Source organism: Mesorhizobium sp. M2E.F.Ca.ET.219.01.1.1 (assembly GCF_004016445.2).
Lineage (GTDB): Bacteria > Pseudomonadota > Alphaproteobacteria > Rhizobiales > Rhizobiaceae > Mesorhizobium.
The window spans coordinates 295,672-320,872 of sequence record NZ_SADT02000002.1; the positions used below are offsets into that span (position 1 = coordinate 295,672).

Here is a 25,201-nt window from a genome sequence, read left to right on the forward strand (position 1 = left end):
CCTCAATACGCGTCGGCGTTATCGATGTTGAAATTGTAGAGTTTGCGGGCCGAGCCGTAGCGCTTGAACTCCGACGCCTTGACGCCGGTAACGCCGGCCTTGTCGAGCAGGCCCTGCACCAACTCCAAATGCTCCGGCCGCATCTCCTTGGCGATGCAGTCGGCGCCGAGGCTTTCGACCTTGCCGCGCACGAAGAGCCGCGCCTCGTAGATGGAATCGCCCAGCGCGTCGCCGGCATCGCCCAGCACCACGAGGTTGCCGGACTGCGCCATGAAGGCCGACATGTGGCCGATATTGCCGTGCACGACGATGTCGATGCCTTTCATCGAGATGCCGCAACGCGACGAGGCGTTGCCCTCGATGACCAGCAGGCCGCCGCGGCCGGTGGCGCCGGCATACTGGCTGGCGTCGCCCTTGATGACGATCGAGCCCGACATCATGTTCTCGCCGACGCCCGGGCCGGCCGAGCCATGCACGGTGATCGCGGCGCCGTCATTCATGCCGGCGCAGTAATAGCCGACGCTGCCGCGCACATCGATCGAGACCGGCTGGTCGACGCCGACGGCGACCGAATGGCTGCCCTTCGGATTGAGCACTTCCCAGGCGGTCTCGTTCGAGCCGGGCGTGAGCTTGTGCAGCGCCTGGTTCAATTCGCGCAGCGAATGCTGCGAGAGGTCGAAGACCCTCGCATGGCTCTGATCGCGCTCGGCTTTCGACATTGTGTTTGCCGGCATCGGCTCAGTGCTCCCAGAAGTAAACGGTTGCGGGCTCCGGCTCCCAGACCCGCGCATTGTCGATGCCGGGCAGCTTGGTGAGCGCGCGATATTCCGAGCCAAAGGCGACATACTGGTCGGTCTCGGCCATCACAGCCGGCTTGCAGGCGATCGGGTCGCGCACGACGCCGAAGCCGTTCTTGGTGCCGACCACGAAGGTGAAGAAGCCGTCGAGGTCGGAGAGCGTGCCCTCCAGCGCCTCGCCCAGATTCTTGCCATGCGCCATCCGGTTGGAGAGATAGGCGGCCGCCACCTCGGTGTCGTTCTCGGTCTCGAACTTCATGCCGTCGCGGATCAACTCGCGCCGCACATTGTTGTGGTTGGAGAGCGAGCCGTTATGCACCAGGCACTGATCGGCGCCGGTCGAGAAGGGATGCGCGCCCATCGTGGTGACCGCCGATTCCGTCGCCATGCGGGTGTGGCCGATGCCGTGCGTGCCGGTCATCGAGCGGACGTCGAAACGTTCGACGACGGCTTCCGGCAGGCCGACTTCCTTGTAGATCTCCACCGCCTCGCCCGCGCCCATGATGCGGATGTCGGGCCGCAGCGTCTGCAGCGCTTCGCGCGCGGCGTCGACCCTGTCCTGCGTGGTCCGGATGACGGCGTGGGTGGACTTGACCGCGACGCTCACCGGCGCGCCGATCGCCTTGGCGAGCTCGGCGTCGAGGCCGCGGAAATCGCGATCGGGCTTTGGCGACTGCACGGTGATCTTGGCCTCATTGCCGGTCGTGGCGCCATAGATGGCGATGCCGGCGCTGTCCGGTCCGCGGTCGCTGAGCGATACCAGCATCTCGGACAGCATCGCGCCGAGCTTCGGCTCCAGCGTCTTGTCCTTCAGGAAAAGTCCAACGATTCCGCACATGTCAGCCTCCGATGTTTCTGGCTCTCAAAATGATGTACCGAATGAGCTTGCTTAATTCAATGGTATGAAAGAAATTTTCCTGAGGTTATATGTTCGATGGCGCGTCGCCCTCGGCACTATCGCCGCCCGGACGCGCCTTGTGAACCCAAATCGCATGGCGGATGCGCGCGATCCTGTAGGCGTCGAGGATCGACAGCGCATAGATCAGGAAGCCGCCAGCATGCCGGCCGATGAAGCTGGCATCGGCCGGCGCCAGCTTGGTTGTTATCCAGCCAAGGATCACCATGAAGAACAGGAACTGCAGGCCGCGCGCCGGCACGCCGAGCATGACGTGGCCGCTTGCCGGCAAGACGGTCGCGGCGCCGAGCACGAGATAGGGATTCACGGGAGCAGGGGTGGCGGTTCCGTCGCTCATGCCGCCTGCCTTTCGCGCCGGTTGATGGCTTCGCGAAGGCCCGACGCCGCCTCGAGCAACCGTTCGATCAAGGCCGGATCGATCCCTGCGTCGCTGAACGCGGCCTGGCGGAACACGCCGTAGCGGGCACGCTCGGCCTCGGCGAGCAGCCAGACGATGCGCACGCCCTTTGGCGTGATCAGCAATTCCTTGGCGCGACCTTCGGCAAAAACCTCCGTATGCGCGGCGATCAGATCCTGCGGGAAGGCGACGCCCTTGCGGTCGGTGCGCAGCACAGCGTCGGCGGGAAAGCCGAGCACCTTCGGCAGCATGTGCGGCAGATGGTCGAAGTTGGAGAAGGTCGTCGCCGAATTCGGCCGCATCATCATGTCGAAAATGCCCGGCACCGCGACCGGCTCGGTTATCGAAACGCTGAGCCAGCGCGTCGGCAGCTTTCGCGTCGCCAGCGTGTCGACGATGGTGCGCATTTGGACTCGCTGGCCATTCCACGTGCCGGCCCAGGTGACGACGCCGGCCGTGCCGTCGGAAATGTCGGCGGCATCCGCAATGACGCTGCGAACATTTGCCAAATCGGCGGCCAAGGCCGCTTTCGCCCTGTCGCGGCTGGCGCGCGCGAGCCAGGCAATATGGGCGACGACGGCCAATGCCATCGCCCCGGTAACAAGTACTGAGGTCAGTTCAGACATTTCGACACGCCACGGCCCGCCGTCGACAGGCGGGCCTTCACTCCACTCAATAACCCTGCGGCTTCGGCCACGGCATCGAGAACTGATCGCCGCGCCGCACGAATTTGTAGCGGTAGAAGTGGAACCAGAGCGAGATCAGGAAATAGAACACCGTCATCGCGATCAGCTGCGAGCCGAAGCCGAGGAAGATGGCGAAGAACGTCACCATGCACAGGCAGAACAGCACGATCGCCGGCAGCGGGTGGAAGGGGTGCGTGTAGCCGCGGCGGATCGAGCCCAGCGGCCACTTCTTGCGGAACATCATGATGTTGATGCTCATGAAGGTGTATTGCAGCACGCCCGACAGGATCGAGAAGGTGATCGCCTGGTTGAGGTCGGCGATGAAGGCGAAGGCCAGCGCGATCGGCAGCAGGAACAGGATCGAGCGGTAGGGCGTGCGGTATTTCGGATGCACCGCCGAGAACCAGCTCGGCAGATAGCGGTCGCGGCCGAGTGAGAACCAGGCGCGCGCCGCGTCGTTGATGCAGCCATTGGCCGAGGCGAGCGCCGACAGCAACGTCGCGATGAACAGAAGATTTTCCAAGAGCGGGCTGCCGCTCAGCTTGCCGGCGTCCCACAGCGGATAATAGGTGATGCCGAGATACTCCCACGGCATCATCGAGGCGCAGACATACCAGGTCATCGCGGCGGCGATCAGAAGCGTGATCATGCCGGCCATCGTGCCGTAGGGCAGGGAGCGCGCCGGCGAGCGCACCTCCTCGGCCGCCTGCGTGGTGCCCTCGATGCCGAGATAATACCAGATGCCGAACTGGAAGGCGGCGATCACGCCGATCCAGCCGTAAGGCAGCGCGTTGCCGGGCGTGACCAGCTCGTTGAGTTTCAGCACCGCGCCTTGCGTCCATGGGCTGACCGAGAAGAACAGGATGACGATCGAGACATAGGCGATGGCAGTGATGACGAAGTTGACGTTCAGCGTCATCAGCACGCCGCGATAGTTGAGCCATGCCAGCACCACGATGGTGGCGGCGATGAAGGAATTGTGCGTCAATCCTTCGACGCCGGCCTTGGCGACGATCGTGTCGCCGAGCAGGATCGCGTCCGACACTTCGAGCATGGTGTAGGCGAAGACCAGGAACAGCGCGACGTTGAAGGCCATCAGCGGCCCGACGATGTGCTTGGCCTGCGCGTACTGGCCGCCTGCGGCGGCGACGGTGGACGTCACCTCCGAGTCGATCATGGCGACAGAGGTGTAGAGCAGTCCGACGATCCAGCAGACGATCAGCGCGGCAAGCGCGCCGCCTTTGTCGGCGGAGAAGTTCCAGCCGGTGAACTCGCCGACCAGCACGATGCCGACGCCGAGCGCCCAGACATGCGCCGGGCCGAGCACCCGAAGCAGCGAGACCCTGTCGCCGTGGATCGTCGTCGTTAGTCCCGTTTCAACCGCAGCCGTCATGTCAATCCCCGCTCAGATCCGGTGCTTTTCGGAAACGGCCTCAAGCTCGCCTTCGCGCGAGGAGGTCAGCATGTCCTCGGAATAGGTAGTGTCGACCTTGAACCAGTCGTAGAGCATCCACAGCGCCAGCACGGCCGAGATGCCCCAGCAAACATAAGACAGTCCCATCCACATGATGTTTTCCCCGGCCTCTTTGTCGTCGTCGAAGATCTATTTGTCGTCGAACTTCTCGTTGATGACCTCGCGATATTCCTTGTCGGAGGCCCGGAACAGGAAGACGAAATAGGCGATGAGCACGATCGCCATGATGATCAGCGTCGGCCAGTCGATGATGTAGTGGAAGTGGTTCTGGATCACGTCGTGCGCCGTCTCCGGCGTGTAGCCGAGCTTCTCCCAGATCGAGGCCATGGTCGCGTTCTGGCCGAGCGCGTCCCAGGTCTTGGCGTCGAGCGGGTCGATCGACTTCGCCGCCCCGGCAAGACCGAGCTTCAGCGGCAGCCAGAGCGCCACGAAGATAGCGACCACCACGACCGCGATGTCGAAGATCTGTCCAGCCTTGCTCTGCTGCGGCGGGGTATAGCGGGCCATGGTTTCTCCCCCTCAGGATTGACGGTTGCGGGCCGCGTCGGCGTTCTTGATGTCGAGCCCGTAGATGAAGTCCTTGTCCTCCTTGTAATGGTTGAGCATGGCAAGGATCGCGGCGGTGTTGAAGATCAGTACCGCCGCGGCCGCGACCGCCACCACGAGCTTGATCCCGCCGTCCGGGATATACGGCCATGTCATCAGGAGGACGAAGAGGATCGTTACCCACAGGCATACGATCAGGAGCACGGATCCACGCACGTCGGAGCGGTACAGCGCTTCGACGCGCTGCTGCAGGTCGGACATCGGTTTTCCCCTTCTGGCGACGTCCGGCCCCGAAATCGACCGGGCGTCCTCTCTTTCTAGAGAGTGAAATTTTTTTCATAAATTCCGACCGATCTTTGAAATTGTCAAGCCGGATTTACGCTCCGTAAAGCGTTTGTCCACGGGCAAGAAATTTGCCTGACAATGAAATTATTTGCTTCAAGGGGATTGCAGGGTCTCGCCGTTTGCGGTCAATATTCGGGCAAGCTCCGCCACCAAGCAGGAGCAGGGAACAGCAACCGCTTAAAGCGACCTAAAATTGCACGGAGGACGATCGGATGACGGCATCCTGGAGATTCTCGACCCTGGCGGATCGCCATCGCGCGCTCGGCTCGAAACTCGAGGACTGGAGCGGCATGGGCACCGCCTGGACCTACGACAAGGACGCCGACGAGGAATATATCGCGATCCGCACCAAGGCCGGGCTGATGGATGTCTCCGGCCTGAAGAAGGTGCACATCACCGGGCCGCACGCCTCGCATCTGATCGACCTCGCCACGACGCGCGACGTGGAAAAAATCTATCCCGGCAAGTCGGCCTATGCCTGCATGCTGAACGAGGCAGGTAAATTCACCGACGACTGCATCCTCTATCGCATCAGCCCCAACTCCTGGATGGTCGTGCACGGCTCCGGCACCGGCCATGAGGAGTTGCAGCGCGCTGCCATGGGGCGTGACGTGTCGCTGCGCTTCGACGACAATTTGCATGACCTGTCGCTGCAGGGCCCGACCGCTGTCGACTATCTCGCCAAGCATGTGCCGGGCATCCGCGACCTCAACTACTTCCATCATATGCACACGCAGCTCTTCGGCTTCCCGGTGATGATCTCGCGCACCGGCTACACCGGCGAGCGCGGCTACGAGATCTTTTGCCGCGGCCAGGACGCCGGAACGATCTGGGATCGGATTCTGGAGGAGGGCAAGAGCGCCGGCATCATCCCGTGCCGCTTCACCACGCTCGACATGCTGCGCGTCGAGAGCTACCTGCTGTTCTACCCCTACGACAATTCCCAGAAATATCCGTTCGAGAACGAAGGCCCCGGCGACACGCTGTGGGAGCTCGGCCTCGACTTCACCGTCAGCCCCGGCAAGACCGGCTTCCGCGGCGCCGAAGAACATTACCGGCTGAAGGGCAAGGAGCGCTTCAAGATCTATGGCGTGCTGCTCGACGGCAAGGAGCCGGCGGACGAAGGCGCGCCGGTCTACCGCGACGGCAAGAAGGTCGGCGTGGTGACCTGCGCGATGTATTCGCCGCTGGTCGAGAAATCGATGGGCATCGCCCGTCTCGACGTGGATTGCGCCGTCAAGGACACCAAGCTCGAGATCCGCAACAGGAGCGGCTCCATCAAGGCGACGGCGCAGCCCTTGCCGTTCGACGACCCGAAGAAGACCAAGCGCACCGCCAAGGGTTGAGGCAGCATCAACGGGGAGGGGATCTAGGGTACGAAGGACGAATGGCAGCCAAGACGATCATCAGCCGGCCCATTTACGGAACGCTCTCTCCGCAGCCGGGCAAGCATCATCTCTTCATCGCCGACGCCGAAGGCGCGCTGGCGATCATCGACATGGCCGGCAAGGCGCCGCCCGGCTTTTTCGAAGGCGCGGAAATCGTCTTCATTCCGGGTCCCGAGGGCAAGCATATCGCCGCGCTTGAGGCGCTGAAGCCGGCGCAACTCCACATCGCGCCGTCCTTCGCCAGCCTCTTGCCGCGGCTTAGGCAGACGCTGACCAACGCTCATATGGGCCTGCGGCTCTATCTTGCCGGTACCGAAGGGCTGATCGGCCAGGCCATGCAGGTAGCGCTCGAAGCCGGCATGGACCACACTTCCATGCAGACCGAGCATCGCGGCTCGCTGGCGCGCCGCATGCAATGCGTGCACTGCAAGGGCATCACCGAAAATGTGACTACGCAGCCGGCGCTCTGCGCGCATTGCGGCCTGCTGCTTCTGGTGCGCGATCACTATTCAAGGCGCCTCGCCGCCTTCCAGGGCGTGTGCATCAACGCCGAGGATCGCACGGAGAATCCTCCGATGGAGGAGGCCTTCCCATGAGCACTGGCACCACCAAGCTCGACGTCGTTGTCAGTGACGTCGTTCCGATCAACGATCTCGTCACGCGCTTCCATTTCCGCCGCCGCGACGGCGAGCTGCTGCCGACCTTTTCCGGCGGCGCTCATGTCGTGGTCGAGATGCGCGACGGCGACCGCACCAGGCTCAATCCCTATTCGCTGATGGGCTCGCCGCTCGACACGCGCGAATACACGATCTCGGTGCGCCGCGACGATGTCGGCCGCGGCGGCTCGCTGTTCATGCACCGGCAGGTCAAGCCCGGCCTGGAGATGGTGATCAGCTATCCGGTCAATTTGTTTTCGCTGGATCTCAGGGCGAAGAAGCACCTGATGCTGGCCGGCGGCATCGGCATCACGCCCTTCATGGCGCAGACCTCGCAGTTGGCGGGCGCCGGCGGCAATTTCGAATTGCACTACACCTGCCGCACCGCTTCGCTGGGCACCTATGCCGACGTCTTGCAGCAGCGCTACGGCAACCGCGTCAGGCTCTATCACGATGACCGCGAGGAGCGCATCGATCTCGACCGGCTCCTGTCCTCGCAGCCGCTCGGCACGCATCTCTATGTCTGCGGCCCGGCCGGCATGATCAACTGGGTGCGCGACCGCGCAGCTAGCCTCGGCTGGCCCTCGGAGACCGTGCATTTCGAGCATTTCGCGGCGCCCCAGCCCGGCGCGCCATTCGATGTGACCTTGGCCCTCAGCGACAAGACAATCCGCGTCGGCGAACAGCAGAGCCTGCTGGAAGCCATGGAAGCGGCCGGCGTCGACCCGCCTTATCTTTGCCGTGGCGGCGTCTGCGGCCAGTGCGAGACCAATGTGATCTCCTCTGACGGCAAGTTCATCCACAACGATCACTGGCTGAGCGAGGAAGACCACCGTTCCGGCTGCAAGATCATGCCTTGCGTCTCGCGCTTCGAGGGCAAGTCGCTGGTCCTGGAAAGATAGGAGGCGTCAATGGGCATCACCTTTCGCAAGGAAACGTTTCGCGACGACTACACCTTCAAGAACAGCCCGGAGCACATCAGGCGGTTTCCGTTCCCGTTCAACGAAGACGCCTACATGTACGCGGTCAACATCGAGCCGCATGTCGTCGGCCCGAAAGGCAGCGTGCTGGAAAACCTGATCGACGTCGACGAGCACTATGTCGCCGAGATGCAGGACCGCGCCTTGGTGCTGGCCGAGGATCCGCTGCGCTGCCAGTCGCTGCCGCATATGACGCTGGCGGGCTGGGATCTGCTTGAGCTTCTGATGGAGCAGCAGGCGCTCGGCTATCCCGAGCATTTCACGCTGGAGCGAAACGGCGACCGCTGGCGCTGGATCAACCGGCCGCTCGGCATCGACGACACCTTCACCTTCGGCGACACCTCGACGCTGCCCTACGGCCCGATGGAATACATCACCCGCCAGAGCCAGGGCGATTTTTGTATCCTCGACCAGCGCGACGGCAATCTGTGGATGGATGCCGGCATGGTCACCACCCAGGCCGACTGGTCGCTCGATTTCGACATCGGCATGAATTTCTTCGAGTGGCACGCGCCGGTTCCGCTGGCGCATGAGAAAGGAATTTTCACCCGCGCGCTGAAGTTTCTCACCAACATCCAGCAGGGCAAGCCGGCACGGCGCCTCAATTGGACGATGACCATCAATCCGCGCCTCGACACCAGCCCCGAGAATTATCACAAATGGGGCCCGGACCGCGCCACCGTCACGCCCGAAAATGTCGGCGACAAGGTGCATCTGCGCGTCGAACTGCAGAGCTTCTGGCGGCTGCCGCGCTCCAACGGCATCGTATTCCCGATCCGCTGCTACCTCATCAAGATGGACGAGCTGGTCACGCAGCCGAAATGGGCGCGCCGCCTGCACCGCGTCATCCGCGACCTTCCGGAAGAACTCGCGACTTACAAAGGCCTGATGCGGTATCGGCCGACGCTGGTGGAGTGGCTGTCCAAGCTGGATGACGGCAGCCCGACGTCACCGGGGTTTGGGCCGGATTGAAGACTTGGGTTCCTCGCCCCCGCAAAGCGGGGGAGAGGTGTCCGCGAAGCGGACGGAGAGGGGGCCTTCGTAGGGCGCTCCCCTCTCCGTCTCGGCTTCGCCGAGCCACCTCTCCCCACTATCGTGGGGCGAGGAACCAAGCGTGTCACCCAGCGCTGTTCTGCGGATAACAAATGATCGACAGATACCGCATCGGCAGTTGCGTCAGCTCTTCCGGCCCGTGCGGCGCGTCGGCGTCGAAGAACAGGCTGTCGCCCGGCTTCATCGGGTAGAGGTTGTTGCCGTGCCGGTACACGACCTCGCCTTCGAGCATGTAGAGGAACTCCATGCCCGCATGCTGGAAGGTCGGGAACACGTCCGAATTCTCGGTCAGCGTGATGAGATAGGGCTCGACGACGACGCCGCTGGTGTTGGCGCCGATATGTCCAAGCAGATTGTACTGGTGGCCGGCGCGCGTGCCGCGCCGCTCGACATCGACGCCTTCGCCGGCCTTGACGAAGACGGCGCTGTGTTCTTCCTCGAAGCGGCGGAAGAAGGCGGTCACCGGTACGCCCAGAGCCCGTGACAGCGCCTGCAGCGTCGTCAGCGACGGCGAGGTGATGCCGTTCTCGATCTTGGACAGCATGCCGAGCGAGATGTCGGTTGCCGCGGCGAGATCGGCGACGGTGATGCCGAGCTTCTTGCGGAACGCCCGCACCTCATGGCCGATCGCCACTTCGAGCACCTTCTCGCGTGTGTCGCGGATGGCATGCGGGTCCTGCGTCAGCGGGGTGCGGATCGTGCGCCCGTTCGGGCCAATGCCCTTCGACGATGGCTTGATCTTGACCGCCACGGGGCTCCGACCAAGTTTGGGATCGGAAGTCTTTTTCGTCATGTCGTCTCCCGTGAGAATCTGCTGATTATTTCACTCTAGGTGAACATATTCGTTGCCGATACAGGAGCGCAACGGGTGCGCCAAGCCCTTGTGGCGGATTAGGTCCGCTTTCTGCGGCACCTGTCCCCCGCGCTTCGCAGAAAGTTACCTCGGCCTCACGCAGTTTCGGCGCAAGGCCAGTTGACAGCACCGAAGGGCCAATTACTGTTACTCTCAGTGAAATTTGTTTCGCTGGGGAAATCAAAAAAGGAGGCCCGCAATGAAATCTCGTGTCGCCGTCATCGGAGCCGGACCGTCGGGCCTGGCCCAGTTGAGGGCCTTCAAGTCGGCCGCCGACAAGGGCGCCGAAATCCCGGAAATCGTGTGCTTCGAAAAACAGAGCGACTGGGGCGGGCTGTGGAACTACACCTGGCGCACCGGCCTCGACGAGCATGGCGACCCGGTGCACGGCTCCATGTACCGCTATCTGTGGTCGAACGGCCCTAAGGAATGCCTCGAATTCGCCGACTACACCTTCGAGGAGCATTTCGGCCGGCCGATCGCCTCCTATCCGCCGCGCGCCGTGCTGTGGGACTACATCAAGGGCCGGGTCGAGAAATCCGGAGTGCGCAAATGGGTGCGTTTCAACAGCCCGGTGCGCATGGTGACCTATTCCGACGAGACCAAGAAATTCACCGTCACCGCGCATGACCGCACCAACGACGTCACTTACTCGGAAGAGTTCGACAATGTCGTCGTCGCCTCAGGCCATTTCTCCGTGCCGAACGTGCCGTACTTCGAGGGCTTTTCCACCTTCAACGGCCGCATCCTGCACAGCCACGACTTCCGCGATGCGATGGAATTCAAGGGCAAGGACATCCTGATCATCGGCCGCTCCTATTCGGCCGAGGACATCGGTTCGCAATGCTACAAATACGGCGCCAAATCGATCACCTCCAGCTACCGTTCCAAGCCGATGGGTTTCAAATGGCCGGAGAACTGGAAAGAGGTGCCGCTGCTGCAAAAGGTCGTCGGCAAGACGGCGCATTTCAAGGACGGCACCACCAAGGATGTCGACGCCATCATCCTGTGCACCGGCTATCTGCATTCCTTCCCGTTCCTGACCGACGACCTCAAGCTCAAGACCGCCAACCGCATGTGGCCGCTCGATCTCTATGAGGGCGTCGTCTGGGAGAAGAATCCGAAACTGTTCTATATCGGCATGCAGGACCAGTTCTACACCTTCAACATGTTCGACGCGCAGGCCTGGTATGCGCGCGACGTCATCATGGGCCGCATCAAGCTGCCCTCGGCCGAGGCGATGGCCGAGCACAGCGCCAAGTGGCGGGCACGTGAGGAGACGCTGGAGGACGCCGAGCAGATGATCTGGTTCCAGGGCGACTACACCAAGGAGCTGATGGACCAGACCGATTATCCGGGCTTCGACGTCGAGGCGGTCAACCACACCTTCATGGAGTGGGAGCACCACAAGATGGAAAACATCATGACCTTCCGCGACAACGCGTACCGCTCGCTGATGACCGGCACCATGGCGCCGGTCCATCACACGCCGTGGCTGCAGGCGCTGGACGATTCGATGGAGAGCTATCTTGAGGTGAAGGGCGTCGCGGCGGAGTAGCGCGGCGCGCCTCCCCCCACATCCGTGAAATCAGCAAGGTGGGTGTCCCGCGGGACACCCCGCCAGTCTACCAGCACACGTAGCCGCCATCGACGATCAGGTCGAGGCCGGTCACGAAGCTTGACGCGCGGCTGGCCAGGAACACGGTCGGCCCGACCATTTCTTCCGGCGCCGCCATACGGCCCATCGGCGTGTCGCGCTTGAAGATCTTTATCTCCTCCGCGACCTCCCGCCGCTTGTTCATCGGCGTCAGCGTGTAGCCCGGGCTGACGACGTTGACGCGCAGGCCGCGGTCCGCCCACTCCATGGCGAGACTCTTCGACATGTGGATGACGGCGGCTTTCGAGGAATTGTAATGCGCCTGCGTCAGCCCGCGGTTGACGATGGTGCCGGACATCGAGGCGATGTTGATGATGGAGCCCGCGCGTCGAGGAAGCATGACGCGCGCTTCAGCCTGACAGGACAGAAACACGCCCGCGACATTGACCTCGTGGACCTTGCGCCATTTTTCCAGGGGCATGGTCTCGGCCGCTTCCGATCCGGCAATGCCGGCATTGTTGACGGCGACGGTCAACGCGCCGAGTTCGGCTTCGGCACGATCGATCGCCGTGGCCAGGTCAGTCTCGGACGTCACGCTGCCGGTCAGCGCCAACGCTTTGCGGCCAAGTGCCGTGATCCTGTGGGCGGTCTCTTCAAGTCCGCCTTTGGACGCATGGCCGAAACAGGCGACGTCGGCGCCGGCCTCGGCAAGCCCAATCGCGATCGCCTGACCAATGCCGCTGCCGGCGCCCGTCACCAGCGCCATGCCGCCGTCCAGTTTGAAAAGATCCATTGCGCCCTCCCTGATTGCCGGAAGGTATGCGCTGAATGACGCCTCGATCAAGCGGCCTAATGTGGCGGGGCTGGGGCTGAGATTCTCAGAAATATCCGTCCGACGCCGCCGTCGCTTCCTTGGGGATCTCCACGCCGTCGACCAGGATCTTGTCGACCAGCTCGTGGTGGAAGCAGACCAGCCCCTTGATGCGCTCGGCCTCATGCACCGGCTCGGGATAATACCAGACCAGGTTCTCGTGGCGCTTCTTCGGCGTCGTCACATGGTAGTAGTTGGAGATGCCCTTGTAAGGGCAGCGCGAGATGTAGCGGCTGGGCGCAAACATATCGAGGCGCGTGTCCGAGATCGGCAGGTAGTGCCGCACCGGATGTCCCGTCTCGAACAGGAACACGCCGCGTCGTGAATCGGCCACCTGCTCGCCGTCGAGGATCACCTGCACGCGGCGCGACGAGGGCAGGCAGTCGACGCGGCGGAACGGGTCGCGGGCATGGACGAAGATCTCCTCGTCCTCTTCATACCAATGGGTCATCTTCGGCCAGTAGAAGGAGATGTAGTCCTGGATCGGCGGGCAGCCCTTGACCGGATCGAGGTAGCGCCAGGCACCGTCCTCAACCAGCGTGATGCCGGTGTTGAGCGAATAATGCGTGGCGACGCCCTTGAACGGGTCTTCCGTCGTCGTGCGGCTCGGCAGCAGGAACTCCTCGCGCACGTCGCTCATCGGGAAGTAGTAGACCGGCAGGTGGTCGCTCTCCTGGAACACCAGCGCCTTGGTGGTGTCGGCCACGATCATCGGCCCGACCTGCACCCTTATCCGCTTGGGCGAGGGCATGGTGAAGGCGACATAGCCCGGCTCGAACTCATATTGCACGATGCTGTCGAGGATCGGGAAATGCGGCCCGCGGCCGCGCAGATGGGGCTTGCGAATGGTCGTCGTCCTTTTCTCGTCGTTTGCGGCCGGATTCTTTCGCGCAACCATGGTCATGACGCCACCGATACGCGATCGAGCAGCAGGCCGGCGGCGATCGGCGGCACGCCGCTGACAGTCTTGCGCACGGGCACCAGCAGGTCCGGGAAATAGCTGAAGATCACCGGCGTCTCGTCGAGCAGCAGCTTCTGGATGTCGGAAGCGGCCTTGCGCTGCGCATCGAGGTCGAGCGCCTTGAGGTAGCCGGTGACCAGCCCGTCATAGGTCGCGTTCTTGAAATGCGCCGCGTTCCACGGCCCGTCGCTGACCAGCGGGCTTTTCAGGAAGACGTTCGGCACGCTGCGATGCGCGTAATCGGTGATGCCGAGCGGGCTGTCCAGCCAATCCGACTGGCCGAACACCGCCTTGCCGTAATATTTGTCCTGATCCTCGATGTTGAGCGAGATGCGCGCCCCGATCTCCTTGGCGAAGTTCTGGAAAAGCTGCGCATAGCCGGGGATGTCGGAATAGCGCAGCGTCGTCAGCGTCATGTCGAAGCCGCCGCCAAGGCCGGCCGCTTCGATCAATTGCTTGGCCTTGGCGATGTCCTGCGTGCGCTGGGCAATCGATTTGTCGGTGACCGGGAAGGCGGGCGCGAACGGGCTGTCATTGCCGGTCGCCGCCATGCCGCGGCAGAGCCCGTCCACCAGTTGGGAACGGTCGATGCAGAGCGCCAGCGCCTGGCGCACGCGCTTGTCGGTGAAGGGCGCCATGTCGCAGCGCATGTGAAGCTGGCGATGCGCGGTGGACGCCACGCGCAGCACCTGGATGTCGGGGTTGCCCAGCACCACCTGGCTGACGTCGAGCGGGATAGCGTCGAGCACGTCGACCTCGCCCGCCTGCAGCGCGAGGATCCGTGGCTGCACATCGCCATAGAACTTGAATTCCAGCCGGTCGGGCAGCGCTTTCTCGCCCCAGTAATCGGCATTGCGCACGAAGGTCGCGCCGACCTTCGGCGTGTAGCTTTCGAGCCGGAACGGACCGGTGCCTTCGAAGGTCTTCTCGTAATCGCCCTTGTAGCTCGCCGGCAGGATGACGGCGTTGTAATTGTCGATCGACACCGAATAGGGGAAGCTGCCGTTCGGCGCGTCGAGATGGAATTCGACCGTGTGGTCGTCGACCTTGCGCGTACCGCCCTTCGACAGCAGGCCCTTGAACACCGAGAGAGCGTTGGACGGGCCGTTCGGATCCGCGAGGCGATCGAAGGTCGCCACCACGTCGTCGGCCTTGAAGTCCTCGCCATTGTGGAATTTCACGCCCTTGCGCAGCTTGAAGGTCCACACGCTGCCATCGGCATTGGGCGACCAGCTTTCGGCCAGCACCGGCTTCAGCGTCAGGTCGGGCTGTGTCACGCACAGGAATTCGGCCACCTGGAAGACCAGCTGATAGCTGCCGCTGTCATAGTAAGTGACCGGGTCGATGGCGCCGCCGGGCACGGCGATGCCGGCGCGCACCGTGCCGCCGGGCTTGCCCTCGGCGCGCGCTTGCGGAGCGCCCAGGCCAATCGCCGAAGCGATGCCGCCTAGGAAGGGCAGCGACAGGCCGAGCAAGCTGCCATGGCGCAGGAATTCGCGCCGGCCGATCCTGCCGGCGAGCAATTCGTCGATAGCGGAATTTTCGATTGCGCTGAGCTGCTTGCGAGCGGCGTCGATCGTCCTGAAATGCTTGGGCATGGCGGCATTCCTTGTTTTGTCGCGGGGGCTTTGGCATTTAGGCCATTGTTGACCGCGACCGGAAAGCGATATTTTTTGATCGAAGCCATCGGAGATTTCGATGGCGTTAGCTCAACGGCAGAGACCATGGATACCGAAAATCTGCGCAGTTTCCTGGAGGTCGCGGCGCATGGCAGCTTCACCGTCGCTGCCCATCGGCTGAACCTCGCCCAGTCGACCGTCAGCGCGCGCATTCGCGGCCTGGAGGAACAGCTGGGGCGAAAACTGTTCGTTCGCGACAGCGATGGCGTCACGCTGACGCCGGCCGGCCGGCAGTTCCTGCCGCATGCCTCGACGATCACCCGCACCTGGGAGCAGTCGCGCCAGGACATCGCCGTTCCCGATGGCTATGAGACGCTGCTCAGGCTGACCGCGCCCGCCTATCTCTGGGACAGCATCACCTCGCCCTGGATCGACTGGATGCGCGCGAAGCGGCCGAATGTGGCGCTGCGGCTGGAAGGCAGTTTCCCGGATCTGGCGATCGACCAGATCGCCGAAGGCCTGCTCGACATCTGCATCCTCTATCTGCCCAGGCCGCATCCGGGCATCGTCTATGAGACGTTGGCCGTCGACCAGGTGGTGCTCGTCCAGCATGCCGAGCAGCCCGGATCGTGGACCGACAACTACATCCTCATGGATTGGGGACTGGAGTTCCGCATCGAGCACGACCGCGCCTTTGCAGGCGTCGTGAAGCCCGCCATCTCGGCTGGGCTTGTGTTCATCGGCCTGCAACACGTCCTCTCGCGAAAGGCGGCCGCTTATTTGCCGCTCAGCGCGGTGAGCGCGCATATCGAGCGCGGCGAGCTGAAGCGCGTCGAAGATACGCCGGTGTTCCAGCGGCCGATCTACCTTGCCTATCCGGAGAACCCTGCCTCTTCCGATGCTCTCAACGTTGCCTTGACGGGCCTGCGCACGCTGGCCAGGAACCTGTCCAACGATCAGGCTTTCGCGGAGAGCGACCGCGCCTTCAGCATGGCGGGCGGGGCGGCGTTCTGATCACGCCGGCTCGACGGCTTTGGGCTTCTGCAGCCTTGCCAGTTCCGCGTAGGGAATGTGGCAGCGGATCGTGTGGCCCGGCTGGGCCTCGGCGAGTTCCGGCTCCTGCGTCTCGCAGATGGCGCCGATCTTGCGCGGGCATCTGGTGTGGAAGACGCAGCCCGTCGGCGGGTTGGCTGCGCTTGGGATTTCGCCGTCGAGGCGGATGCGCGAGCTCTCGGTGCGATCGAGCTTTGGAACCGCCGACAACAATGCTTCCGTATAGGGGTGATGCGGTCCGGAGAAGACTGCTTCCGATGGCCCGAACTCCATGATGCGGCCGAGATAGAGCACCGCGATCTTGTCGGAGAGATAGCGCACCACGCCGAGGTCGTGCGAGATGAAGATGTAGGAGACATCCTGCTTCGACTGCAGGTCGGCGAGCAGGTTGAGGATCGCCGCCTGAACAGAGACGTCGAGCGCCGAGGTCGGCTCGTCGCACACCACGATGCGCGGATCGCCGGCAAAGGCGCGCGCGATCGCCACGCGCTGCTTCAGCCCGCCCGAAAGCTGGCGCGGCTTGACCGCCAGATGCCGGTCTGTGAGCCGCACCGAACGGACGAGTTCTTCCAGTCGCGTGTCCAGCGTCTTGCCGGTGAGACCGCCCAGCCGCTTCAAGGCGCGGCTGAGGATATGCCGGATCGAATGCGAGCGGTTGAGCGCCGAGTCCGGATTCTGGAAGACGATCTGCACCGCCTTGACCTGGTCCTCCGAGCGGCTGGCAAGGCGTGGCGCCAGCTTCTTGCCTTCAAGCTCGATCGAACCGCCGTCGTCGGGCGGCACAAGGCCGAGCAGGAGCCTGGCGAAGGTCGTCTTGCCGCTGCCGGATTCGCCGACCAGCCCGAGCGTCTCGCCGGGCCTCAGGCTGACCGAGACATCCTTCACCGCCCTGAGCGGCCGGCCATGGCTGGCATAGGTCTTGTTCAGCCCTTCGACCTGCAGGACCGGCGGCGCTTGCCTCGGTGCGACGGCAGCGATCTCGGCGGGCGTAGCGCGCGGCAGCGACTGCGCCTTGTCGTGATAGTGACAGCGCGACAGCCGGCCGTCGCCGAGGTCGTAGAGCGGCGGCGGCTCGGCGCGGCAGCGTTCAGTGGCCAGCGCGCAGCGGTCGGCGAAGGCGCAGCCGACGATATCGGCGCCGATGCCGGGCAGGAAGCCGGGGATCGTGTCGAGCCGGCCCTGGTCCTTGCGCTGGCCGCCGCGCGGCAGGCAGCGCAGCAGCGCCACCGTGTAGGGATGGCGCGGATCGTTGAAGACTTGCCTGGTCGAGCCTTCCTCGACCAGCATGCCGGCATAGAGCACGCCGACGCGGTCGCACATGTTGGAGACGACGGCGAGGTTGTGGCTGATGAACAGGATCGAGGCCGACAGCTCGCGCCGCAACTGTCCGATCAGGTCGAGCACCTCGGCCTCGACGGTGGCGTCAAGGCCGGTCGTCGGCTCGTCGAGGATCAACATCGAGGGATCGTTGGCCAGCGCCATGGCGATCGCCACGCGCTGCTGCATGCCGCCGGAGAGCTGATGCGGATAGCGCTGCATGACACCAGCCGGATCGGAGATGCGCACGCGGTTCAGCATGGCGAGCGCCTTGTCTTCGGCCACCTGTCCGCTGATGCCGGCAAGCTCGAAAATCTCGGTCAGCTGGCGGCCGATGCGCAGCGACGGGTTGAGCGCCTTGCCGGGGTCCTGGTAGACCATCGACACGCTGTCCGCGCGGGCGCGTCTCAGCGCTTCGGCGTCGAGCTTCATCACATCCTTGCCGTCGAGCGCGATCGAGCCGCCGGTGATCGAGCCGTTGCGCGGCAGGTAGCGAACCACCGACAGCGCGACAGTGGATTTGCCGCAGCCGGATTCGCCGACCAGCCCGTAGGCCTCGCCGGCCTTGATGGTCAGGTTGACGTTGCGCAGCACCGCGCGGTCGCGGCGGCCGACGCGATAGGCGACCGAAAGATCCTTCAGTTCGAGCGCGTTGGCGGCTGGCTTGGGCTCAGTCATTGAACGCTCCATGCACGCCGTCGGCAACAAGGTTGACGCCGATCACCAGCGAGGCGATGGCCAAGGCATCGAACAGCACCGTCCACCAGAAGCCGCCGCCGATCATGCCGTAATTGGAGGAGATCGACAGGCCCCAGTCGGGTGAGGGCGGCTGGATGCCGAAGCCCATGAAGGAGAGCGTGGCCACCGCGAAAATGGCATAGCCCAGCCGCACCGTCGTCTCGACCAGGATCGGCGGGATGACGTTGGGCAGGATCTCGACGAACATCGTGTGCAGCGCGCCCTCGTGGCGCAGCTTTGCCGCGGCCACGTAGTCGAGCTCTCGCTCGGCCAGCACCGCAGAGCGCACCGTGCGCGCGATGATCGGCGCGAAGCTCAGGCCGATGACGACGATGACGGTGATCTTCGAGGTGCCGAGCGCAACGATGGCGAGCAGTGCGATGATGACCACCGGGATCGCCATGAAGGCTTCGAGCACGCGGCTGACGATGTCGTCGACGATGCCGCGGAAATAACCGATGACGAGGCCGAGCGCGGTGCCGGCGATGGTCGCCAGGATCGTGGCCAAAGGCGCCACCGTCAGGATGTCGCGCGAGCCGACGATGACGCGCGAGAAGACGTCGCGGCCGAGCTGGTCGGTGCCGAACCAGTGGTCGGCTGCCGGCGGTGTCAGCGAATTGATGATGTCGCTTTCCAGCGGATCGTAGGGCACGAAGTGCTGGCCGAACAGCGCGCAGACGACCCAGAACAACAGGATGAAAAGCCCGGTCAGGAAGGTGCCGGACCTGGAGAGCGAATGCAGCACCTCGCCCCAGGGGCTGCGCCGTGTGGCGTCGGGCGCGGAAGGTGCCGGCAGGCTGGCGGGCGTGTCTGTTGCGGTCATTGCTCTGCTCCCAGCCGGATGCGCGGATTGAGCACGGAATAGAGGAAATCTGCGACCAAGGTGGCCACCGCATAGACGATGCCGATGGTGAGGATCCCGGCTTCGAGCATCGGGAAATCCTTGCCTCGCGCGGCGGTGAAGATCAGCGAGCCGATGCCCTGGTAGCGGAACAGCGTCTCGATCACCACCAGGCCGCCGATGAGATAGCCGGTCTGGGTGGCGATCACCGTGATGGTCGGCAGCAGCGCGTTGCGCAGCACATGCCGCCAGATCACCGTTCGCCAGGGCAGGCCTTTCAGCACGGCGGTGCGCGTATAGTCGGAGTCGAGCGCCTCGATCATGCCGGAGCGCGCCATGCGCGCAATATAGCCGAACAGCACCAGAAACAGCGGCAGCGACGGCAGGATCAGGTAGTAGAGCTGGGTGAAGAAGCCGGCGCCTTTCGGCCAGGCGGCGGCGATCGGCAACCAGCGCAGCCACACCCCGAAGATCAGGATCAGGATGATGCCGGTGACGAATTCCGGCAGCACCGTCACCGACAGACCGCCGAGGCTGATGATGCGGTCGAGCGGCCGGTTGAGGTTCAGCGCCGCGATGACCCCGCCCAGGATGCCGATCGGCACCACAAGCACGAAGGCAACCAGCGCCAGTTTCATCGAATTGCCCAAGGCATCGATGACGAAGGGGGCGACCGGCGCGCGGAAAATATAGGACGTGCCCATGTCGCCATGGAGGAAGTTCCAGATCCAGGTGCCGTATTGGACGAGCAGTGGCCGGTCGACGCCGAGCGAGTGGTTGAGCGCATCGACGGCGCGCTGATCGGCGAACGGCCCCAATATGGCGCGCCCGACATTGCCCGGCAGCACCTGGCCGCCAAGGAAGACCATGACGCTGAGCAAAAACAGCGTGACGAGCGACAGAGCCAGGCGCCGGACTAGGAAGACGAGGATGGCGAATACTCCTATTGGAGCCGGCTCTCCGTGGAGAGCCGGCTGTCACGGAAAAGCTTATTCGCTCGTCAGGCCTTCGATGCCTTCTCGAGGAACAGCTGCGACATGGCGGTGGGCTGCACGCCGGTCACGCCTTTCGCCGTCGCCGTCAGGTAGTCGTAGAAATAGCCGAAGATCACAGGCGTTTCCTCGAGCAGCAGCTTCTGGATCTTGCCGGCGGTGGCCTTTTGCGCCTCGAGGTCGAGGGCCGCGATGTAGCTGGTCGCCAGCTGATCGTAGTCCTTGTTCTTGAAATGCGCGGCGTTCCAGGTGCCTTCGCTCTTCAGGGGGGCGGCGAGATAGACGTTCGGCACGCCGCGATGGCCGTAGTCGGTGATGCCCATCACGGAATCCAACCAGTTCGACTTGCCGAACACCGCATCGCCGTAATAGGCGCCCTGGTCGAGGATGTTGAGCTCGAGCTCGATGCCGATCTCCTTGACCCAGTTCTGGATGAGCTGGGCGTATTCCGGGATTTCCAGATAGCGCTCCGTGGTCAGCGTCATCTTGAAGCCCTGGGCGAGGCCGGCTGATTCCATCAGCTGCTTGGCCTGGGCGATATCCTGCTTGCGCTGCGGCACGCTGGTGTCGGTCGAGGGGTAGACGGCGGCAAACGGGCTGTCGTTGCCGAGCGCCGAGCGTCCCTTCATCAGGCCGGCGACGAGTTTCTCGCGGTCCAGGCAGAGCGCGATGGCGCGGCGCACGCGCGCGTCCTTCGTCGGGCCCTCGTCGCAGTGCATGTGCAGCTGCTGATGCGCGGATGATTTCAGGCTGATGATCTCGAAATTCGGATCGTTGAGGAGCGCAACGCCCGCCAGCACCGGCATCTGGTTGATGATGTCGATCTGGCCGCCCTGCAGCGCCAGGATCTGCGGCTGGATGTCGGTGAAGAAGGTGAACTCGGTGCGATCCGGCAGGGCCTTGTCGCCCCAATAGTCGTCGTTGCGCACGAAGGAGGCGCCGACCTTGGGCGTGTATTTTTCCAGCTTGAACGGACCGGTGCCGTCGAAGCTCTTCTCGTAGTCGCCCTTGTAGCTCGCCGGGATGATGACGGCGTTGTAGTTGTCCGACGACACCATGTAGGGGAAGTTGCCGTTCGCCGCGTCGAGATGGAATTCGACCGTGTAGTCGTCGACCTTCTTGGTGTTGCCCTTCTGCAGGATGCCGGTGAACACCGACAGCGCATTGGACGAGTTGGCCGGGTCGGCGAGCCGGTCGATGCTGGCCACCACGTCATCGGCCTTCATCTCGCCGCCCGAATGGAACTTGACGCCCTTGCGCAGCGTGAAGGTCCACACCGTGCCGTCGGCATTCGGCTTCCAGCTTTCCGCCAGCGCCGGCTTCAGCACCAGGTCCGGACCGTCGACGCAAAGGAACTCGGCCACTTGCTGCATGACGACAAGGCCGCCGGCATCGGCGATGGTGACGGGATCGATCGCCGCTGCCGGCACGCTGCTGCCAATGCGGATGGTGGCGCCGGGCGCGCCGGCGCGCGCGAGCGAGGGCGCCGCGCCGAAGCCGGCGGCCATGCCGATGCGGCCGAGCAGCGGCAGCGACAGGCCGAGCAGGCTGCCATGGCGCACGAATTCGCGGCGGCTGATGCGGCCGTCGATCAGGCCGTCAATGAGATGGTTTTCGAGTGGCGTGCGGCCGCGCCGCAGCAGATCGAGAATGCGATAATTCTTGCTCATGGGTCTGAGCCCTTTCCCCGTTGTTGTGGTTGGCGAGTGCCTTCAAATTGACCAGTGCCGTGGAGTTCTCCTGTTCCCGGCTCTCGTCAGTATCGGTCGACATACAGTAGCATGCGGTTCCGACCGGTCCATCCGCTGGTTGGGACGGAAAAGTCAGATTTTCTTGATGAATTGTCTGTCGGCCAGGCGACTTGAGGCCGCCCTTTTCTCGATAAGTCCTGCTAGCTTTTCGACATCCTCCTAATTCAGCGGCAGTCGGCGGTAGGTCCCAGGCTTTTCCGGGTCGTGATATTTGTTGCAGGGGCCATTTTCGACGAAATCGCGATGGCAGTCGGCAAGCCGTTCCTGCGACAGGCTGACCCCGAGGCCGTGGCCCTCGGGCACCCGCACGGTGTTGTTCTTCGGCGAAAACGGACCTTCCTCGATGATGTCCATCGGCTGCATGCGAAACAGCGACTGATTGGGCTCCCTGATCCAGCCGAGCGCGGCGCACAGATGCAGGTAGCAGGCGCTGCCGATGCCGGTGTCGCCGCTGTAGCACCAGTAATCGATGCCGGCATGCTCGCAGGCGCCGACAAAACGCAGCATGCGGTTGATGCCGCCATGCGCCGTCGGATTGCCGACGAAGGCGTCCGGCACCTTCAGCTCCATGGCGCGCGCGATGTCGATGTTGTGGGTCGAGAACGGGATCGAGGTGTGACGGCGCAATTCGCGCATCTCCTCGATCGTCGCCACCGGGTCCTCCCAATTGCGCACGCCGAGCTCTTCCAGCGGTCGCGCCAACTGCCTGGCGGTCGCCAGCGAATAGGCCTGGTTGGAATCGATGCGGATCATCGCGCCGTCGCCCAGCTTCTTGCGGATCAGCTCGACTATCTTCAGCGAGACCTTCGGATCCTGGGTCGAGAACTTGCCCTCGAAGAAGGTCGTGCCGTGGCGCTCGTGGAGTTCGACGCAATAGTCGGCGACTTCTTCCGCCGTCTTCTCGCCCTTCACCTTGGCGCCGTCGCCGCGCAGCGAGAAATAGTCGGTGAAGGGGATCTCCTTGCGCACCGCGCCACCGAGCAGTTGATAGAGCGGCTGCTTCCACGCCTTGCCGCGCAGGTCCCACAGTGCCATCTCGATGGCGCCGAAAGCCATGATGCGCGTGCGGTCGTTGATCGACTGCACGCCGCTCCAGAAGGGCAGGCAGGCTTCCTCGGCGCCGGCGATGTCGAAGGCGTCGCGGCCGGCGAGCCTCGGCGCCAGCACGTCGTTGATGACAGGGGCGGCACCCGGCGTCGGCGCCTCGCCGATGCCGACGAGCCCGTCCTCGGTCTCGACCTCGACGATGGTCGGCGAGAAGCCGTCGAGCTCGCCGAAGACCCAGACGTAAGGCGCTTCCAGCCGGTAGTTGATCGGGGTTGCCTTGAGGCGCCTGATCTTCATATCAGCCGATCTCGAAGAAGGGTTCGCCGAGCAGGCCGGGGTCCACGTCGATGCCGAGGCCGGGGCCGTCGGGAATGCCCATATGGCTGCCGCTTACCGGAGGTGCGTTGGTGGCCGTGCGCACCGTCACCCATTCGTGGAAGGCGATGGCATGCAGCCGGCGCTCCGCCGGCGTCGACAGCGACAGATGCGCCATGGCGGCGGTGTCGATCTCTGCGCCGCCCGTATCCTCGACCGTGATCATGAAGCCGAGATCGACGGCGACGTCGCGGATCAGCCGCGTCTGCGTCACACCGCCGAGCCGCGAGATCTTCAGTGTCAGGCCGTCGGCAGCACCTCGGCGGTGGATTTCCAGCATCTCGCCCAGCGAGGTGACGGACTCGTCCAACACCATCGGCTTGTCGAGCATGCGGCGCACCGACATGTTCTCATCCAGCGTCGTGCAGGGCTGCTCGAACGTGTAGTCGATGCCGCGCGTGGCATCGGCGAACTGGCGCGCCTGGTAGGGCGTCCAGCCAGCATTGGCGTCGCAGAAGATCACCGTGCCTTTCGGCACGGCGGCGGCAACCGTCGTCACCCGCTCGATGTCGTCATGCACATTGCCGCCGACCTTGACCTGCAGGCGGCGGCAGCCTTCGGCGATGATCCGCTTGGCCAAAGCCGCCATCTGGTCGAGCGTGCCGTGGGTGACGACCCGGTAGGTCTCCGCCATATCGCTTTCGCGGCCGCCGAGCATGGTCACCAATGGCACATCGGCCGCGCGGGCGGCGAGATCCCAGCACGCCATGTCGAGCGCGGACTTGATGTAGGGATGGCCCTTGAACACCGTGTCCATCAGCCGGCCGATGTGGGCCAGACCGCGCGGATCCTGGCCGATCAGATGCGGCGCGATTTCCGGCACGCCCGCGCGTGTTCCCGCCGGAAACGCGGCCGAGTAGAAATTGCCAAGCGGCGCCATCTCGCCCCAGCCGGTCAAGCCGCTGTCCGAGGTGATGGCGACGATCACCGCGTCGAAAGAGTCGGCGACGCGCCCCTTGGACATGCGGTAAGGCCCGTCCACGAAGGGCTGGACGACATAGTAGGCCTTGATGCTCTTGATCTTCACTTTGCTGTCCGTCTGTCAGTTCTTCGATGCGCGCTTTTCGAGGCCGCGCGCATAGGCAAGAAGCTCCTCGAAATCGAGGTCGATATGCTCGCGCGCATGGCGCTGGGCGGCGCGCATGTCGGCACCTTTGAGCAGCGCCACATAGGTTTCGTGCACGTCCTCGGCCGGCACCGGTTCGTTGCGTGCGCGCTGATGCAGGGCGAAATACATCTGCAGCCGGCTGGTCAGCCGCTGCCAGGTCTCCAGCAGCACCGAATTGTCGGCCCACTCGTAGATCAGCCCATGCAACTGAAGCGCGGTCTCGATCTGGCGCGTGGTGTCGAGCGCCCGCGTCGCCTGTTTCACCGCCTCGTGGCGGCGGTCCAACTCGTCGAAGAAGCGTGGGTCGCGCTGCGGCCAGGCAAGCTCGATGGCGAATTCATCGAGCACCTTGTTGAGCGAATAGGCATCGATGATGTCCTTGGCGGTGACGTCGATGACGAAAGTCCCGGCATAGGGAATGCTGGTCAGGATGCCTTCCTGCACCAGTTCGCGCATCGCCTCGCGCAGCGGCGCGCGGCTCACCCGCATCTGTTCCGAAATCCTGAGCTCGTTGAGCTTCTGCCCCGGTTCCAGCTGTCCGGTCAGGATGGCGCGCCTGAGCAGGGCGACGATCTCCGCCCTGCGCGTCGTATCCGCGATCGGACTGAAATCCAGCTTTGCCATAGGTCGACCCCCGGGAGGAATTTCTGCAAGACAAGCAGATTGTCGACAATCTAACAAGAGCTTATTTTTGACCGAGATCGGCAGATTGCGGAGACTGTTTCGAAATTCGCTCTGGCCAGTCATATGGTGGTGATTTCGAGAACCGGAGCGGAGCGGACATTTGGGTCCGTGAGCACCGGAAGCGCAGAAAGCGCCGCCAGATGGCCGCCGGAGTAG

Annotated in this window: 25 protein-coding genes; 6 read left to right on the top strand and 19 right to left on the bottom strand. The window is 63.8% G+C overall.

Annotated elements, in window-relative coordinates:
* Positions 1-2: 2 nt before the first annotated feature.
* From EN862_RS11795 to EN862_RS11830, 8 genes are all read right to left on the bottom strand, one after another.
* Positions 3-734 carry a GXGXG domain-containing protein gene (locus EN862_RS11795; protein WP_189401723.1) on the bottom strand — a complete coding sequence of 244 codons (732 nt, stop codon included), beginning with the start codon at positions 732-734 and terminating at the stop codon, positions 3-5.
* A 4-nt stretch (positions 735-738) separates the two neighbouring features.
* A complete protein-coding gene (locus tag EN862_RS11800) occupies positions 739-1,635 on the bottom strand; it encodes a glutamine amidotransferase family protein (RefSeq protein WP_127866961.1) in 897 nt (298 codons plus the stop codon).
* A gap of 85 nt (positions 1,636-1,720) precedes the next feature.
* Entirely contained in the window at positions 1,721-2,050 is a 330-nt protein-coding gene (locus tag EN862_RS11805; protein ID WP_127866962.1) for a hypothetical protein, read from the bottom strand.
* Entirely contained in the window at positions 2,047-2,736 is a 690-nt protein-coding gene (locus EN862_RS11810) for a hypothetical protein (RefSeq protein ID WP_189401725.1), read from the bottom strand. Before EN862_RS11810 ends, EN862_RS11805 begins: the two co-directional genes overlap by 4 nt.
* Positions 2,737-2,782: 46 nt before the next feature.
* On the bottom strand, positions 2,783-4,189 hold the full coding sequence (locus tag EN862_RS11815; RefSeq protein ID WP_127866963.1) for an amino acid permease: 1,407 nt from the start codon (positions 4,187-4,189) through the stop codon (positions 2,783-2,785).
* Between the two features lie 12 nt (positions 4,190-4,201).
* Complete coding sequence (locus tag EN862_RS11820) at positions 4,202-4,363, bottom strand: hypothetical protein (RefSeq protein WP_112126006.1); 162 nt, start codon at positions 4,361-4,363, stop codon at positions 4,202-4,204.
* A gap of 36 nt (positions 4,364-4,399) precedes the next feature.
* The gene (locus EN862_RS11825; protein WP_095818837.1) at positions 4,400-4,777 is read right to left on the bottom strand and encodes a hypothetical protein; all 378 of its coding nucleotides are present in this window, start codon (positions 4,775-4,777) and stop codon (positions 4,400-4,402) included.
* A 12-nt stretch (positions 4,778-4,789) separates the two neighbouring features.
* A complete protein-coding gene (locus EN862_RS11830) occupies positions 4,790-5,077 on the bottom strand; it encodes a hypothetical protein (protein WP_095818836.1) in 288 nt (95 codons plus the stop codon).
* 296 nt (positions 5,078-5,373) lie between these two features.
* Here EN862_RS11830 and EN862_RS11835 point away from each other — a divergent pair, with 296 nt between their 5' ends.
* Genes EN862_RS11835 through EN862_RS11850 form a run of 4 tightly spaced genes read left to right on the top strand, consistent with a single transcriptional unit; the run spans position 5,374 to position 9,157 of the window.
* Positions 5,374-6,507 (top strand): aminomethyltransferase family protein, encoded by a 1,134-nt coding sequence (locus tag EN862_RS11835; RefSeq protein ID WP_127866964.1) that lies wholly within the window; start codon positions 5,374-5,376, stop codon positions 6,505-6,507.
* A 41-nt stretch (positions 6,508-6,548) separates the two neighbouring features.
* Complete coding sequence (locus EN862_RS11840) at positions 6,549-7,145, top strand: dimethylamine monooxygenase subunit DmmA family protein (protein ID WP_127866965.1); 597 nt, start codon at positions 6,549-6,551, stop codon at positions 7,143-7,145.
* Entirely contained in the window at positions 7,142-8,107 is a 966-nt protein-coding gene (locus tag EN862_RS11845; protein ID WP_127866966.1) for a PDR/VanB family oxidoreductase, read from the top strand. The genes EN862_RS11840 and EN862_RS11845 overlap by 4 nt, the downstream gene beginning before the upstream one ends.
* Positions 8,108-8,116: 9 nt before the next feature.
* A complete protein-coding gene (locus EN862_RS11850) occupies positions 8,117-9,157 on the top strand; it encodes a DUF3445 domain-containing protein (RefSeq protein WP_127866967.1) in 1,041 nt (346 codons plus the stop codon).
* A gap of 145 nt (positions 9,158-9,302) precedes the next feature.
* Here EN862_RS11850 and EN862_RS11855 read toward each other — a convergent pair whose 3' ends face one another.
* Complete coding sequence (locus EN862_RS11855; RefSeq protein WP_127866968.1) at positions 9,303-10,031, bottom strand: XRE family transcriptional regulator; 729 nt, start codon at positions 10,029-10,031, stop codon at positions 9,303-9,305.
* 259 nt (positions 10,032-10,290) lie between these two features.
* Here EN862_RS11855 and EN862_RS11860 point away from each other — a divergent pair, with 259 nt between their 5' ends.
* Positions 10,291-11,649: an NAD(P)/FAD-dependent oxidoreductase gene (locus tag EN862_RS11860; RefSeq protein WP_127866969.1), complete on the top strand. Its 1,359-nt coding sequence runs from the start codon at positions 10,291-10,293 to the stop codon at positions 11,647-11,649.
* Between the two features lie 67 nt (positions 11,650-11,716).
* Here the strand turns inward: EN862_RS11860 and EN862_RS11865 are convergent, their stop codons facing one another.
* From EN862_RS11865 to EN862_RS11875, 3 genes are all read right to left on the bottom strand, one after another.
* Positions 11,717-12,481 (bottom strand): SDR family oxidoreductase, encoded by a 765-nt coding sequence (locus EN862_RS11865; RefSeq protein ID WP_127866970.1) that lies wholly within the window; start codon positions 12,479-12,481, stop codon positions 11,717-11,719.
* A gap of 85 nt (positions 12,482-12,566) precedes the next feature.
* Positions 12,567-13,457, bottom strand: coding sequence for a DUF427 domain-containing protein (locus EN862_RS11870; protein ID WP_127866971.1), 891 nt, complete (start codon positions 13,455-13,457; stop codon positions 12,567-12,569).
* 2 nt (positions 13,458-13,459) lie between these two features.
* Positions 13,460-15,118 carry an ABC transporter substrate-binding protein gene (locus tag EN862_RS11875; RefSeq protein WP_127866972.1) on the bottom strand — a complete coding sequence of 553 codons (1,659 nt, stop codon included), beginning with the start codon at positions 15,116-15,118 and terminating at the stop codon, positions 13,460-13,462.
* 126 nt (positions 15,119-15,244) lie between these two features.
* On the opposite strand from EN862_RS11875, the gene EN862_RS11880 reads away from it, so the two are divergent.
* Positions 15,245-16,153 (top strand): LysR family transcriptional regulator, encoded by a 909-nt coding sequence (locus EN862_RS11880; protein WP_127866973.1) that lies wholly within the window; start codon positions 15,245-15,247, stop codon positions 16,151-16,153.
* On the opposite strand, the gene EN862_RS11885 is transcribed toward EN862_RS11880, so the two are convergent.
* From EN862_RS11885 to EN862_RS11915, 7 genes are all read right to left on the bottom strand, one after another.
* Entirely contained in the window at positions 16,154-18,187 is a 2,034-nt protein-coding gene (locus tag EN862_RS11885; RefSeq protein WP_127866974.1) for an ABC transporter ATP-binding protein, read from the bottom strand. It lies immediately after the preceding gene.
* Entirely contained in the window at positions 18,180-19,070 is an 891-nt protein-coding gene (locus EN862_RS11890) for an ABC transporter permease (protein WP_127866975.1), read from the bottom strand. The genes EN862_RS11885 and EN862_RS11890 overlap by 8 nt, the downstream gene beginning before the upstream one ends.
* Positions 19,067-20,020, bottom strand: a complete 954-nt coding sequence (locus EN862_RS11895) for an ABC transporter permease (RefSeq protein WP_095818823.1) — start codon at positions 20,018-20,020, stop codon at positions 19,067-19,069. The genes EN862_RS11890 and EN862_RS11895 overlap by 4 nt, the downstream gene beginning before the upstream one ends.
* 68 nt (positions 20,021-20,088) lie before the next feature.
* On the bottom strand, positions 20,089-21,750 hold the full coding sequence (locus EN862_RS11900) for an ABC transporter substrate-binding protein (RefSeq protein WP_127866976.1): 1,662 nt from the start codon (positions 21,748-21,750) through the stop codon (positions 20,089-20,091).
* A gap of 240 nt (positions 21,751-21,990) precedes the next feature.
* Positions 21,991-23,175 carry a mandelate racemase/muconate lactonizing enzyme family protein gene (locus EN862_RS11905; RefSeq protein WP_127866977.1) on the bottom strand — a complete coding sequence of 395 codons (1,185 nt, stop codon included), beginning with the start codon at positions 23,173-23,175 and terminating at the stop codon, positions 21,991-21,993.
* A 1-nt stretch (position 23,176) separates the two neighbouring features.
* On the bottom strand, positions 23,177-24,280 hold the full coding sequence (locus tag EN862_RS11910; protein WP_127866978.1) for a mandelate racemase/muconate lactonizing enzyme family protein: 1,104 nt from the start codon (positions 24,278-24,280) through the stop codon (positions 23,177-23,179).
* Between the two features lie 15 nt (positions 24,281-24,295).
* Entirely contained in the window at positions 24,296-24,985 is a 690-nt protein-coding gene (locus EN862_RS11915) for a GntR family transcriptional regulator (protein WP_127866979.1), read from the bottom strand.
* Between the last annotated feature and the right edge of the window lie 216 nt (positions 24,986-25,201).

Bases quoted from the DNA above. Each gene is read 5' to 3' on its own strand.
- EN862_RS11795 (WP_189401723.1), bottom strand. From the start codon at position 734: ATGCCGGCAAACACAATGTCGAAAGCCGAGCGCGATCAGAGCCATGCG.
- EN862_RS11800 (WP_127866961.1), bottom strand. From the start codon at position 1,635: ATGTGCGGAATCGTTGGACTTTTCCTGAAGGACAAGACGCTGGAGCCG.
- EN862_RS11805 (WP_127866962.1), bottom strand. From the start codon at position 2,050: ATGAGCGACGGAACCGCCACCCCTGCTCCCGTGAATCCCTATCTCGTG.
- EN862_RS11810 (WP_189401725.1), bottom strand. From the start codon at position 2,736: ATGTCTGAACTGACCTCAGTACTTGTTACCGGGGCGATGGCATTGGCC.
- EN862_RS11815 (WP_127866963.1), bottom strand. From the start codon at position 4,189: ATGACGGCTGCGGTTGAAACGGGACTAACGACGACGATCCACGGCGAC.
- EN862_RS11820 (WP_112126006.1), bottom strand. From the start codon at position 4,363: ATGTGGATGGGACTGTCTTATGTTTGCTGGGGCATCTCGGCCGTGCTG.
- EN862_RS11825 (WP_095818837.1), bottom strand. From the start codon at position 4,777: ATGGCCCGCTATACCCCGCCGCAGCAGAGCAAGGCTGGACAGATCTTC.
- EN862_RS11830 (WP_095818836.1), bottom strand. From the start codon at position 5,077: ATGTCCGACCTGCAGCAGCGCGTCGAAGCGCTGTACCGCTCCGACGTG.
- EN862_RS11835 (WP_127866964.1), top strand. From the start codon at position 5,374: ATGACGGCATCCTGGAGATTCTCGACCCTGGCGGATCGCCATCGCGCG.
- EN862_RS11840 (WP_127866965.1), top strand. From the start codon at position 6,549: ATGGCAGCCAAGACGATCATCAGCCGGCCCATTTACGGAACGCTCTCT.
- EN862_RS11845 (WP_127866966.1), top strand. From the start codon at position 7,142: ATGAGCACTGGCACCACCAAGCTCGACGTCGTTGTCAGTGACGTCGTT.
- EN862_RS11850 (WP_127866967.1), top strand. From the start codon at position 8,117: ATGGGCATCACCTTTCGCAAGGAAACGTTTCGCGACGACTACACCTTC.
- EN862_RS11855 (WP_127866968.1), bottom strand. From the start codon at position 10,031: ATGACGAAAAAGACTTCCGATCCCAAACTTGGTCGGAGCCCCGTGGCG.
- EN862_RS11860 (WP_127866969.1), top strand. From the start codon at position 10,291: ATGAAATCTCGTGTCGCCGTCATCGGAGCCGGACCGTCGGGCCTGGCC.
- EN862_RS11865 (WP_127866970.1), bottom strand. From the start codon at position 12,481: ATGGATCTTTTCAAACTGGACGGCGGCATGGCGCTGGTGACGGGCGCC.
- EN862_RS11870 (WP_127866971.1), bottom strand. From the start codon at position 13,457: ATGGTTGCGCGAAAGAATCCGGCCGCAAACGACGAGAAAAGGACGACG.
- EN862_RS11875 (WP_127866972.1), bottom strand. From the start codon at position 15,118: ATGCCCAAGCATTTCAGGACGATCGACGCCGCTCGCAAGCAGCTCAGC.
- EN862_RS11880 (WP_127866973.1), top strand. From the start codon at position 15,245: ATGGATACCGAAAATCTGCGCAGTTTCCTGGAGGTCGCGGCGCATGGC.
- EN862_RS11885 (WP_127866974.1), bottom strand. From the start codon at position 18,187: ATGACTGAGCCCAAGCCAGCCGCCAACGCGCTCGAACTGAAGGATCTT.
- EN862_RS11890 (WP_127866975.1), bottom strand. From the start codon at position 19,070: ATGACCGCAACAGACACGCCCGCCAGCCTGCCGGCACCTTCCGCGCCC.
- EN862_RS11900 (WP_127866976.1), bottom strand. From the start codon at position 21,750: ATGAGCAAGAATTATCGCATTCTCGATCTGCTGCGGCGCGGCCGCACG.
- EN862_RS11905 (WP_127866977.1), bottom strand. From the start codon at position 23,175: ATGAAGATCAGGCGCCTCAAGGCAACCCCGATCAACTACCGGCTGGAA.
- EN862_RS11915 (WP_127866979.1), bottom strand. From the start codon at position 24,985: ATGGCAAAGCTGGATTTCAGTCCGATCGCGGATACGACGCGCAGGGCG.